Origin of the sequence: Flavivirga algicola (genome assembly GCF_012910715.1) — a bacterium.
GTDB classification, from domain to species: Bacteria; Bacteroidota; Bacteroidia; order Flavobacteriales; family Flavobacteriaceae; genus Flavivirga; species Flavivirga algicola.
This window is the reverse complement of sequence record NZ_JABBHF010000002.1, coordinates 526,813-540,145: the sequence shown is the minus strand read 5'-3', so window position 1 is coordinate 540,145 and position 13,333 is coordinate 526,813. Positions and strand designations below refer to the sequence as shown.

The 13,333-nt window shown below is 36.8% G+C and carries 7 protein-coding genes; 6 read left to right on the top strand and 1 reads right to left on the bottom strand.

From position 1 onward, the window contains the following. The first annotated feature begins 43 nt into the window (after positions 1-43). The 3 genes from HHX25_RS05015 to HHX25_RS05005 all read left to right on the top strand — a co-directional run bounded on the left by HHX25_RS05015 (position 44) and on the right by HHX25_RS05005 (position 7,651). Positions 44-1,438 (top strand): sugar porter family MFS transporter, encoded by a 1,395-nt coding sequence (locus HHX25_RS05015; protein WP_169670786.1) that lies wholly within the window; start codon positions 44-46, stop codon positions 1,436-1,438. Between the two features lie 21 nt (positions 1,439-1,459). Then, entirely contained in the window at positions 1,460-4,801 is a 3,342-nt protein-coding gene (locus HHX25_RS05010; protein WP_169670784.1) for a DUF5107 domain-containing protein, read from the top strand. A 108-nt stretch (positions 4,802-4,909) separates the two neighbouring features. After that, a complete protein-coding gene (locus HHX25_RS05005; RefSeq protein WP_169670782.1) occupies positions 4,910-7,651 on the top strand; it encodes a sugar-binding domain-containing protein in 2,742 nt (913 codons plus the stop codon). 206 nt (positions 7,652-7,857) lie between these two features. Here HHX25_RS05005 and HHX25_RS05000 read toward each other — a convergent pair whose 3' ends face one another. Further along, complete coding sequence (locus HHX25_RS05000) at positions 7,858-8,229, bottom strand: rhodanese-like domain-containing protein (protein ID WP_169670780.1); 372 nt, start codon at positions 8,227-8,229, stop codon at positions 7,858-7,860. Between the two features lie 410 nt (positions 8,230-8,639). Here HHX25_RS05000 and HHX25_RS04995 point away from each other — a divergent pair, with 410 nt between their 5' ends. The 3 genes from HHX25_RS04995 to HHX25_RS04985 all read left to right on the top strand — a co-directional run bounded on the left by HHX25_RS04995 (position 8,640) and on the right by HHX25_RS04985 (position 13,330). Beyond that, on the top strand, positions 8,640-9,182 hold the full coding sequence (locus HHX25_RS04995) for an RNA polymerase sigma-70 factor (protein WP_169670778.1): 543 nt from the start codon (positions 8,640-8,642) through the stop codon (positions 9,180-9,182). Between the two features lie 99 nt (positions 9,183-9,281). Next, positions 9,282-10,313 (top strand): FecR family protein, encoded by a 1,032-nt coding sequence (locus tag HHX25_RS04990; protein ID WP_169670776.1) that lies wholly within the window; start codon positions 9,282-9,284, stop codon positions 10,311-10,313. A 29-nt stretch (positions 10,314-10,342) separates the two neighbouring features. Continuing rightward, the gene (locus HHX25_RS04985; protein WP_169670775.1) at positions 10,343-13,330 is read left to right on the top strand and encodes a TonB-dependent receptor; all 2,988 of its coding nucleotides are present in this window, start codon (positions 10,343-10,345) and stop codon (positions 13,328-13,330) included. Positions 13,331-13,333 lie beyond the last annotated feature (3 nt).

The window sequence follows — 13,333 nt, the reverse complement described above, 5'->3', positions numbered from 1 at the left end:
ACTTATTTTGTATTTATTGTTAATATTTCCAACATTAAGCTAAATGAAATTAAATACAAAGTACATTTTTGCTATTTCTATGGTTTCTGCAATGGGCGGATTGCTATTTGGTTACGATTGGGTGGTTATAGGAGGGGCTAAGCCTTTTTACGAGAAGTTTTTTCAAATTACACAGTCTCCTTCACTTCAGGGATGGGCAATGAGCTGTGCTTTGATTGGTTGTCTATTTGGAGCCATTACGTCGGGGATTTTTAGCGATAAATTTGGTAGAAAGCGTTTGCTGATTTTTTCAGCATTACTCTTCGTTGCTTCTGCCATAGGTACCGGAGCCACATCTAGCTTTAATCTATTTATAATCTACAGAATTATGGGAGGTATTGGCATAGGTTTAGCATCAAATCTTTCGCCTATGTACATAGCAGAAGTATCACCAGCAAAAACAAGAGGTAAGTTTGTGTCGCTTAATCAACTTACAATCGTGATAGGTATTTTATTGGCGCAAATAGCCAATTTAATGATAGCTGAACCTGTAGCAAGTGATGCTACTAATGCAGAAATTTTAACTTCTTGGAATGGACAATGGGGGTGGCGTTGGATGTTTTGGGCAGAAATTATTCCATCGGGACTTTTCTTTATCCTTATGTTCTTTGTTCCTGAAAGCCCACGTTGGTTAGTTCAAAATAGAAGTGAAAATAAAGCTGGAAAAATTTTAGAAAAAATAGGCGGTTTAGAATACGCCAAATTAGAATTAGCTAGTGTTAAGAAGACCCTAACTTCAGCTTCAGAAAAAGTAAGTTTTAGTCAATTGCTAAAACCAGGATTGCGACCCGTATTAATAATAGGTATTGTATTAGCAGCTTTTCAACAATGGTGCGGTATCAATGTTATTTTTAATTATGCCGAAGAGATTTTTGAAGCTGCTGGTTATGGTGTTTCAGATATACTCTTTAATATAGTGGTTACAGGAAGTGTGAATCTTATTTTTACATTTGTTGCTATTTATACAGTAGACAAATTAGGAAGACGTGCGTTAATGCTAATTGGCGCGGGAGGATTAGCAGGTATTTATGCTGTAATGGGGTTCGCATATCATTTTAATGTTGCAGGATGGCCACTTTTACTATTGGTCGTGATAGCTATTGCTTGTTATGCCATGTCTTTAGCTCCAGTGACATGGGTTATATTGTCAGAAATTTTTCCTAATAGGATTCGTGGAGCAGCTATGGCAGTGGCAACAGTATCACTTTGGTCAGCATGTTTTCTTCTCACTTATACCTTTCCTATATTGAATGATGCATTAGGAACATCAGGGATATTTTGGTTGTATGGTATTATATGTTTAGCAGGTTTCATATTCGTACTTAAAAAATTACCTGAAACGAAAGGGAAGTCACTTGAGCAAATTGAAGAAGAACTAACCAAAAAAAATGTTAGTTAAGATTAAAATTAATTTATTATTGTGGGTAAAGTAAAAGCAAATCTAGGAAAACGAATCATACCAACTTATAAGTTGGGGAAGCCGGAAATTAATCCCGTTTTTTTTGAAAAACGAGTCTATCAAGGCTCAAATGGAAAGGTATACCCCGTTCCTTTTATAGATAAGGTTTATGATACAAAGGAGGACCAACCTTATAGGGAAGCGGTACTTGAGAATGACTATGTGCGCTTATCGATATTGCCAGAAATAGGAGGGCGTATTTTTGAAGCACAAGACAAGACCAATGGTAATTATGATTTCTTTTACAAACAAGATGTTATAAAACCGGCACTTGTTGGTTTAGCAGGGCCTTGGATAAGCGGAGGCGTGGAATTTAATTGGCCACAACACCATAGACCAGGCACCTATTTACCTACAGATGTTCATATAGAACATGAAAGTGATGGAGCTAAAACCATTTGGATGTCTGAATACGACCCATTGAATCGCCTTAAAGGCATGCATGGGTTACGATTGCGTCCTGACAGTGCTTTAATAGAACTTCGTGCTCGCCTATTTAATCGAACACCTTTTACTCAAACTTTTTTATGGTGGGCCAATGTTGCGGTTGAGGTGCATGATAATTATGAAAGTTTTTTCCCCTCAGATGTGCATTATGTGGCAGATCATGCAGTACGAGCCCAAAGTAGTTTCCCTTTAGCAGAGAACGATTATTACGGGATTCCTTATCACAAACGAAAAGGGGCTAATGACTTAAGACGATATACAAATATACCAGTGCCTACAAGTTATATGGTTTGTGAAACCAATTATGATTTCTTTGGAGGTTACGACCATAACGCGCAAGGAGGTTTTATACATGTTGCTAATAGGCATATAGCTCCAGGAAAAAAACAATGGACATGGGGGAACTCCGAATTTGGACGTGCATGGGATAGAGAACTTACTGATGAAGGTGGACCTTATTTTGAGCTCATGGCAGGGGTTTATACCGATAATCAACCAGATTTCAGTTATTTAGCGCCTTACGAAACCAAAACATTTTCTCAGTTTTGGTGGGGATATAAAAATTTAGGCCCCGTACAAAATGCAAATCACGATGTCGCTATTAGGCTTAGCGTGCAGGAGGATAATAAATTGGATTTAGGAGTTGCGTCGACAAGGTTAATTGAAGGTATCAAAATTGTTTTAAAGATAGGAGATAAGATAACAGAGATTGATAATGTGGCGATTTCTCCCAATAAACCTTGGGAAGACACATCAAGATCTATCCAGTCTGGTGAAGAAAATTCAATTTCTTTAACAGTATTAGATTATGAAGGTAAAGAATTATTATCGTATCAAGAAAAGGAGATTTCAAAGAACAGAAATCGAATTACGGCCAAGGAACCCAATGAAGCAAACAATATAGAAGCGTCTTCAGAATTGAACCTTATTGGTGAACACCTGGAATTGTACAGACATCCTACAAGGTATCCTGAACCCTATTGGGAGTCTGCTTTAGAGAAAAATTCTAATGACTATAAAGCAGCTCTTGAACTTGGAAAATCGGAACTTAAAAAAGGTCGTTTTAATAAAGCTTTGAAGCGTTTTAAGTCGGCTATAGCAATTTTGACATCTTACCATCCAAATCCGCAAACGGGAGAAGCACATTATTTTGCAGGATTAACATGTCTATTTCAAAATAGACCAGAAGAAGCTTATTCGCTACTTTATAAAGCAACTTGGAACTATGCATGGCGTTCATCATCACATTATTTATTAGCTAATATTGAAAGTAGAAAAGGGAATACAGCTTCAGTTTTACACCATATAGAAGCGTCATTGGATACCAACCGACAAAATAATAAAGCATATATTTTAAAGGCCATTATATTAAGTGGGCTACAAAAGGCTGAAGAAGCAAAAACCATTTTACAAGATATATTGGAGATTGACCCACTGGACCAATGGGCAAAATACGAATTGGGTAGACTATCAGGAGATTGCCAAGCATTTTTAGATAGCTCAAGAAACGATGCGCAAACTATTATTGATATAGCTTTTGATTATGCAGATGCAGGTTATTACTCAGAAGCAATCGAATTAATTGAGCTGCATCATGATAATTTAATTCCTGATTGTGCTGTACCAAATCCGTTAAAACAATCTGTTATCACATGGTTTGTTTTGGCGTGGTTATATGCAATGAATAACGAAACGGATACATCAAAATCTGTTCTGGCTAAAGCAAGTGCATTAAATCCAGATTATTGTTTTCCATCAAGAATACACGAACAAATTGTTTTAGAATGGGCAATACAACAAGAAGCTAACCCATCATTAGCAGCATACGGATTGGGTAATTATTTGTTGGATAAGAAATGTCATACAGAAGCTATTGCAGCTTGGGAAATTGCAGCCAAGAACGAAATGAAATATGGTACCTTGTACAGAAATTTGGGTATTGCCTATTGGAATACTAAACAAGGGGGGGAAAAGGCACGTGAAGCTTTCAAAAAAGCTATAGAATTCTCACCAGAGGATATGCGTATTTTGTTTGAATATGACCAATTGCGTAAAAAACTGAACGATAAACCAGAAGAACGATTGGCTTTTATAAAGCCTAAATTGGCATCTATTTTGGAACGTGATGATTTTAGTGTAGAGTTAGCTGCTCTTTACAATTTCACAGGGCAATATGATGAAGCGATGAAAGTGATGCAAAGCAAAAACTTTCACCCTTGGGAAGGAGGGGAAGGTCAGGTGATTCGTCAATATACCTATACTTGTTTAAGAAAGGGGCAAGAAGCGTTAGTATCTGGTAGTCCAGAAAAAGCTCTCGAATATTTTAATGACGCCGAAAATACACCAGATAATCTTGGAGAAAAATACCATCCGCTTCAAGCCAAAGCACATTTAAAATATTGGCAAGGAAAAGCATTAAAGGCTTCGGGCAAAAGCAAAGAAGCAAAAATTCTTTTTCAGCAAAGCGCGACAGAAGAGGGTGATTTTATAGATATGGCAGTAAGTGCTTATTCAGAACTGTCCTATTATTCAGCATTATCTTTAATTGAGATGAATAAAAATGATGAGGCTATGACACTTCTTAATAATATCAAGGACTACGCCAAAAACAAACTTGAAGAAACAGTGAAGATAGATTATTTCGCTACGTCCTTACCATTACTTTTGGTGTTTGAGGATGATATGCAAAAGCGGAACACTTGGGACAATAAATTTTTACTAGCCTTAAGTGAGTTTGGGCTTGGAAATAAAGAGCGTGCGTTAAACTTATTTAATGAAGTATTAACTTTAAATGCAATGCATGTTGGAGCAAGAGAGTTTATTGATAAAATAACAGCTGAGAAAGTACTGCTTTAAAAAGTAATACTTTTATAGTTTTTGAGAGAATGAATATATGGTTTAGTCAATAAATTATAAAGTAGCTACTTTCTTGATGTATTAAATAAAAACAGAAAATTTCAAGTAATGAGAATAAAGAGTATATCGTTCAGGTTATTAATAATAGTAGCTATTGTTACGGTACTGCAATCTTGTACAAAACAAGAAAACAATACGGCCATTAATCTCTCTGGAATCTGGTCTGTCCAATTGGATCCTGAAAATGTGGGAGCTGAAGAACAATGGTTCTTGAAGGAGCTATCGGATACCATCAGTCTGCCTGGCACAACCGATGAGGCTGGTCTTGGTGGGCCAGAGAAATACGAAGACCCTTATAACGCTTTGGTCAGACCTCACTACTATGTTGGAAAGGCCTGGTACCAGCGGGACATCGAAATACCTGAAAACACGGAGGTCAAAAACTATACGCTGTTTTTGGAACGTGTGCACTGGGTCTCCGAAGTTTGGGTGAACAGTGATTATGTTGGAAGTGAAAACAGCCTGTGTACAGCACAGGAATATGACCTAACGGATTATCTGCGCCCTGGTAAGAACAGGATAACCATTTGTGTAAATAACAAATATCCCTTCAGTTTAGGAAGTTTTGCATCATCGGTATCGGAACATACCCAAAGCAATTGGAACGGAATGGTCGGGCGTATCGAATTGCAGGTAAAAGATCTGATTTATATGGACGACTTGAGGGTCTATCCGTCCATAGCCGACAACAAGGCCAAAGTAAGGGTGACGGTTTTCAACAAAAGTGGCAAAGAACAAGCTGGTTCTATTGTACTTCAACCTTCTTTAATTGACGGAACAGCAAAAATAGATGCAACCAAGCTGGATTTTGTGGTTGATGGGGATTCCAAGGTTTTAGAGGTAACGGTGCCAATGGGCACTGATGTTAAACTATGGAATGAGTTCACGCCAATATTTTATAAGATGGATGCCATACTGACGGCTGGCTCGTTTAGGGACAACCTATTGGTCAAGTTTGGAATGCGTGAGCTTGCCGTAAGGGATAAGAACTTTACTATCAATGGCAAGAAGACATACATGCGGGGGAATCTGGAGTGCTGTATTTTTCCGCTGACGGGCTACCCTTCCATGGAGGTGGAAAGTTGGGAGGAAATCTTGAGCCGCCAAAAGGAACTGGGCATGAACCACGTGCGTTTTCACTCGTGGTGCCCGCCAAAGGCAGCTTTTGAAGCGGCCGATAAGGTTGGAGTATATTTACAGGCTGAAGCACCGCGTGCCAATGTTTCTGCCGACAAAGAAAGAGATGAATTCATAAAAAGAGAATTGCTGCGCATCAATAGGGCATATGGAAACCATCCGTCTTTCATGTTTATGACTGGAGGAAACGAATTAGCCCAAGATGATGAAGAAGACCCCGAGAACATTGAGATGATTGCGGCAGCCATTAAAGACGATAACCGTCATTTATATTCAGTGTCCTCAGGAGGACGAGGTATGGATCACAAGCAAAGCCGTGCAAAGGTAGACCAATATCGTGTCGGGGGTTCACGAGGTTTTAGAACACCAGGAACGGAAGAAGACTTGAGTGAATACTATACAAATAATCATTGGGCATCGATAACGCACGAGGTGGGGCAGCATGCTTCGTATCCAAGTGTTGATGAGATTAAAAAGTATACGGGAGTTCTAAAGCCCGTGAACCTTGAGGCCATCCGTGAAGATTTGAAAGAAAAGGGCATGCTGGCACAGGCCAAGCAGTTTACCGACGCCACAACGCACCATGCAGCCATCCTTTACAAAGAGGAAATCGAGGTATTGATGCGGAGCCGTTACAATGCGGGCTTCCAATTGCTCTCGCTTCATGATTACCCAGGGCAGGGAACGGCCCATGTTGGCCTGTTCGACGCTTTTTGGGACAACAAGGGCGGGATCACTCCTGCGGAATTCCGTAAATTCTGTGGGCCTACGGTACCGTTGCTGCGCATGCCAAAACGGACATACTATGCCAACGAACCTTTTACCGCATCGGCTGAGATCACCAACTATAGTTTAGACGATATTGCCAATGCATCTTTCAAATGGAACATTAAAACCCAAACAGGAGACGTTGTTGCCGAAGGAAATTTTCAAAAGCAAAATTTGGTACAAGGGGAACGTACCCAGTTGGGCAAGATCGAAACGGACCTGTCATTGGTGAAGGGCGCGGAACAGCTCACGGTAACCGTGTTTTCAGAAAACGAAAAAATATTGAACGACTGGAAGATCTGGTGCTATCCTTCCGAGGTCGATATGGCATTCCCAAAAGATATTTTAGTTGCACATACCATAACAGGACAAGTGACAACAGCATTGGAAAATGGACAAAACGTACTGTTGCTGCCAAAGGGGAAAGACATCAAGGCATTTTTTTCAGGTAGTGCAAAACCCGTTTTTTGGAGTCCTACCTGGTGGTGGACTCGTCCACGGGGGGGCGATACAACCATGAGCATACTTTGTGACCCAGAACACGGCCTGTTCAAACATTTCCCCACGGAATACCATAGCAACTGGCAATGGTGGGATTTACAAAACAATTCCAGTTCCATCGTTCTCGATGAGCTTCCTAAAGGTTTTAAACCCCTGGTACAGGTAATCGACAACTATGGCAGGAATCATCTTTTGGCAAACGTGCTACAGACCAAGGTAGGCAAGGGGAAATTGATGCTGTGTAGTATCGATATAGAAAGTGACCTGGCAAAAAGACCCGCTGCCAACCAATTACGTAATGCTATTATCGAATATATGAGCAGTAGTGATTTTAGCCCAGAACAAACGTTAAAGATGGAGGAGCTAAACGCATTATTCAAGTAAAGAGAAAACCACCTAGTTAAACTAAAATTGATGATGAATAGGAATTTGGTTAAAAACCATTGTTATGTCTAGAAGCTTATTTGCAAGTGAAAATTGTCAGTCAAATCCCTTTTTTTATAAGAAAATTGTAATTTGCTCCACTTTTAATACAAAAAATCAAGGTATCCTAATAAACTGCCTAATCGCTTTATCACTAAAAAGTAAAATCATTTTTTTTGTGATATTTGGCTTACCATTTCCTCAAGGTCAGACCAAACCCCACCATTATATACTTTTTTAAACCCCCTCTCTTTAAGTAATGATTCAACCTTGATACTTCGTAGTCCATGAGAACAGCAAGTAATGTAGGTTTTGCTTGTGTCAAGTTCCACATAACGCTCTCTTATCGAGCCTAGCGATATGTTTACAGAACCTTCAATATGCCCCATTTCAAATTCTGTTTCCGTCCTTACATCCAAAATTACCGCTCCATTTTCTATTTTCTTATCAAGTTCACTATCTAATGAAACATAACGAAAGACACGATAAGAAACATATAGGAGTAAGACTACACCCACTATAATTAATAAATTTTTCATGGTTTAATGAATATTTTTGAGATCTATTTGAATACAATAATTTACAATTTGTAATAATCAAGAAGTCATTAAACAGTGAAATTTAAGCGCTTGATAATAAAACAATAATACAAATATAGCAAAAACATACTAAATGGTATGTTTTGTGTCTGGAACTGATGCTTTTATTTATTTCAATAACATGTTATTCTCAAAAAGGATGTCAAAAAGAAGTAAAATCAAACGCCATAGTTTATACGCTACAAAATTTAAAAGCCAATAAAACTTTTACTCACCATATTATTTTTCCTGAGTATATGAATGGACAAACTGAAAAAGAATGGTTTTCAAATATTTAATATATACTTAAACTTTTCTTTCCATTAAAAAAGCGTATAACTAATAAATTGCACCTGTAATATTTATGTTATATGTGCGAAAATGAACTATACAGGCGTATTCAAAATGATAGTGAAGACGCTTTTAAAGACCTTTTTGATAGATATTACGAGCGATTAAGCAACTTTGCACTTCAGTTTTCTATTTCAAAAGAAACAGCAGAAGAATTGGTTTCGGATGTTTTTGTAAAGTTATGGAATAAGAGGAAAGAAACCGTTATTTTAAACTTACGTCCGTTTTTATATGTAAGTGTTAAAAATGCTTCCATAAATGCATTAAAGTCAGATAAAATTCAGTTTAAGGATACATTTAATGACAAGCTTTTTTCTATAGTAGACGTAACTACCCAGGAGCATAAAATGATTGTACAAGAGCAACTTGATTTGGTGCAAAGAACTATAGATAAAATGCCTCAACATCGTAAGATTATTTTCATGTTAAACCGTATCGATGGGCTTAGATATAAAGAAATAGCTGAGGTTTTAAATATTTCTCCAAACACTGTGCAAAATCAAATGGTGGAGGCGATTAAATTTCTACACAAAGAATACCCTAATAAAAAAAAATCTGTTTAAGCACAAAGTTTAATTTACATTTTCTTAACCTTTTTGTAATCTTTTTGAGTAGTAGATCATTTTGTTTTCTATTGTCTTATAGGTATAAATCTATTGGGAATGAAACAGTCTTTTTGGGAACTGGTTACTAAATATCTGTCTAACGAAATTAGTGAGGATGACCTTAATACACTTTTTGTGCTATTAGAAAACAATGGTGATAACAAAAAAGCTTTCGATAGTATAGCAAAAAAATGGAAGGAAACAGGCGATCTAAAAGCAACAACTTTTAACGCAGAAAAAGCTAAGCATAAAGTATTAAGCCAAATTAAAACAAAACCTCAGGAAAGTAAATTATGTTTTTATGAAACGTATCAACCCGTTTTAAAAATAGCTGCAACAGTGATTATTTTATTGGGAGTGTATTTTGCCTACAATCTTTTGGGGTTTCATGAGACTTGGAAAGAATTTAGAACCGTAAATAATGAAAAATTAAGAGTTTTATTGCCAGATAGCTCTATAGTCTGGTTAAATGAGAATAGTGTTTTATCCTACAACTTCTCCAATCCAGAAACAAGGCAAATAGCACTAAAAGGCGAAGCTTTTTTTGATGTTGCAAGAAACGAAGAAAAGCCTTTTGTGGTGTCAAGCCCTAATTTCACAACTACTGTTTTAGGTACGAGCTTCAATATAGACTCCAAAGGCAAAAAACCTTCTGTAAGTGTTATCGAAGGTAAAGTAGCGGTTAATAAAAAAGAAAGCGAACAACTTTATTTATTAGAAAAAGGAGACAAGGCCATTTACGATATAGACTCTAAAAAACTCTCAAAAGAGCATACAAATGGTGTAGAAAATGAAATGGCATGGGTAGACCGAAAATTTATTTTCGATGATACACCATTAGAAAAAGCATTAGAATATTTATCCCAGAATTATCATGTTACTTTTCAGTTAAAAAACGAAAACCTAAAAAATTGCTATATCAGCGGTACTTTTCATAAAGTATCATTAAAAAAAATCTTGAAACTTATTTGTACTTCATTGGATGGTGAATACACCATAACAACAAACAATCTTATTGCTATAAATGGTGACGGATGTGAAAAAAAACCGGAAGATACTGGTAATATCTACCGGCTAAAAACCAATTAATTAATTTTTAATTTAAATGCATTTCAAAAATGAAAAAAATTATTATCAAACAAAAGAAATGTCGTTCTTATTTTAAAAGGACCTACTTTCTTTTCTTGCTAACCAGTCTTTGGTGTTTAAGTACTTATGCAGATTCTTTCTCTCAACCTACTGTTTTAGAAACTAAGGTTTCGGTATCTGCCAAGGAAGAAACTTTAGAGGTTCTACTTAAAAAAATTGAACAAGTTTCAGACATAAGTTTTGTGTATAGTAAAAGCAGAACTCCTTTAAATAGAGTGTTAACGAAGACATATAAAAACAAAACGATTAAGTTTATTTTAACAGATGCATTGCCTAAGACCATTTCGTATGAAATTAGCAAGAATATGGTCGTACTCAAGAAAAATCGCCATGCAAAGGTTTCGGTTTTTCAACAAACCAATGGAAAAGTGTCGGGTACTGTGTTTGATTTAAGTGGCAATTTTTTGCCTTATGCTACTATTGTGGGAGTTGAAGCAAATAAAGGAACAATTTCTGGTGTTGATGGAAAATACACTTTAGAACTTCCAGAAGGCAATCATACTTTAAAAGCCAAATACATAGGATATGCCGATAAAGAAATAACAGTAACAATAAGGGGAGGCAAAACGGCATCAGCAGATTTTATTCTTCAAGAAAATGTTGAGTCATTGGGAGACGTACTCGTTTATGGGAGCTTGACACGTGGACAAGCCAAAGCATTAAACGAACAAAAAAATGCAGAGAATATTAAAAATGTGGTTTCTTACGAGCAATTTAGTAAATATGCAGACCGTAATGCAGCCGAAGCTTTGCAAAGAATACCTGGAATTGCCTTGAGTCGCGATCAAGGAGAAGGAGAACTCATTTCAATAAGAGGGTTGTCACCCAGGTTTAATGCCATTCAGGTGAACGGTTCCAGAGTACCAAGCCCGGATCCAGATGATGACCGTGCTGTAGGCCTTGATCTTCTACAGGCAGATTTAATGGAATCTATTGTTGTCAACAAAACTCTAACCCCAGATATGGATGGTGATGCTATTGGAGGTACAGTAAACTTTAATCTAAAACAAGCTCCAGATAAACCACTTTTGAATGTTTCTGCGAGCGGAGGCTTTAATCAGCAACAATCTGAATTTGAAGATTTGGGGAAAGATTTACAGGCTTTTTCTTTGGTTACAGGTAAGCGTTTTTTTAATGACAAATTGGGGTTAATTGCTGCAGGTAGCTATTATAGAACGAATCGTGGTTCCTTGTTGAATCAGTATTTATATACGGATGATACCTCATTGAATATAGAAGAAAAAAGAAACAACGATTATGATGTGAGAAGGGTGCGCTATGGCGTGATGTTTAGTCCAGATATACGTTTCGATAAAAATCATAGTTTGAAGCTTTTAATGAATTTCAACATTTATGACGATGATGAAATTAGAAGAAAAGTAGATTATTTGGTCGGAGATGAAGAAGAAGAACGAGAAATTCGTAATCGGGGCGAATACCAAAAGCATTTTTTATACCAACTTTCAGGAAAGCATAATCTCTCAGGCTTAAAAATTTCCTATCGTTTCAATTATACAAAAGCAGAAGAAGAGATGCCTTTTAGATCTTATTGGCGTTTTGCCAGAGATGTAGATTATAGTGGTTTTTCAAATCAGCAATTAACTGATTTGAGAGTAACAGATAATGTTGATACCAACAGTCGGTTATTTTTGAACCGTTTAAGGTTTGATAATAATATTACAGAAGATGAAAATATTGAAAGTCGATTGGATGTTTCTATACCATTTAATCTTTTTGATATAGATCATAAAATTAAAGTCGGAGGAAAATTTAGAAATAAAGATAGGCTAAGAGACCAACAGCGATCACAGGTAAAAGTGGATGATGAAGAAAATCCGATACCACTTGATGGTGGCGCGTTTAGATTTATAAATGTTCGTGCCAACGATGCTGAAGTTGCAGCTTTAGGATTGGGCGAATTTAAATTAGATGAGGATCGCGGAGATGGAGCAGATTATAATGCAAAAGAAAACATACTAGCGGCTTATATAAAACTAACCACAAAATTTAGTGACAAACTATCCCTTGTTTCTGGTGTGAGGTATACGCAAACCAGTAACCAATATGCAGCAATTCGCGCAGACGATTTTAGTCGTATAAATAAATTTTCGTATCGAAATTTCTTACCATCTGCACAAGCCAAATATAATTTTAACGATAATACGTTATTACGCTTAGCCTATAGCACAGGCTTTACAAGACCGCCTTTTGGTTCGTTAATTCCTGGCCCAGATGTTATAGATATGGACGAACGAAGAATTAGTAGAAAAAACCCAGAAATTGAAGCGAGTAGAGCAAACAATTTTGATGTTATTTTTGAAAAGTATTCTAAAAACCTAGGGTTAATATCAGTTGGTGCCTTTGGAAAATTTATAAGTAACCAAATACAGAGGCAACGAACTTTTGAAGAAATAGACGATGTGCTGTACACTGTTTACCAGTCTGTAAATGGAGAGAATGCAAAAGCACTTGGTGTAGAAGTGTCTTTCGTACATAAGTTTTTGAACGATGGCGTACCTTTCCTTAAATGGTTTGGTCTTAATACCAATTATACTTATGCCTATACAGAACAAAAAATTTCAGCTGAGGAAGGAGACGAAATTATAACCCGTACATTACCATTTGAAAGCCCTAACCATATTTTTAATGTGGGTCTTTTTTATGAAAACCCAAACATTGGATTGTCTTTTACAGCTTCGGGTGTTTACAGAGATGCTATTTTAATAGGTTTGGGAGATAGCGAACTAACAGATGTTTATTTTGGAGATGAGTTTCATTTGGATGTTTCTGCGAGTCAAAAAATCACAAAGAACTTATCGGTATTTCTTCAACTTAATAATTTAACAGATCAGCTTGAAAAAGAGGTTTTTGGTGATCCTAGTAAAGATTTTTCAAGAATACATCAAACCGAGGGCTATGGTTTTTGGGGGTCGTTAGGGCTTAAATTTGAATTGTAAAGT

Bases quoted from the DNA above. Each gene is read 5' to 3' on its own strand.
- HHX25_RS05015 (WP_169670786.1), top strand. From the start codon at position 44: ATGAAATTAAATACAAAGTACATTTTTGCTATTTCTATGGTTTCTGCA.
- HHX25_RS05005 (WP_169670782.1), top strand. From the start codon at position 4,910: ATGAGAATAAAGAGTATATCGTTCAGGTTATTAATAATAGTAGCTATT.
- HHX25_RS05000 (WP_169670780.1), bottom strand. From the start codon at position 8,229: ATGAAAAATTTATTAATTATAGTGGGTGTAGTCTTACTCCTATATGTT.
- HHX25_RS04995 (WP_169670778.1), top strand. From the start codon at position 8,640: ATGTGCGAAAATGAACTATACAGGCGTATTCAAAATGATAGTGAAGAC.
- HHX25_RS04990 (WP_169670776.1), top strand. From the start codon at position 9,282: ATGAAACAGTCTTTTTGGGAACTGGTTACTAAATATCTGTCTAACGAA.
- HHX25_RS04985 (WP_169670775.1), top strand. From the start codon at position 10,343: ATGAAAAAAATTATTATCAAACAAAAGAAATGTCGTTCTTATTTTAAA.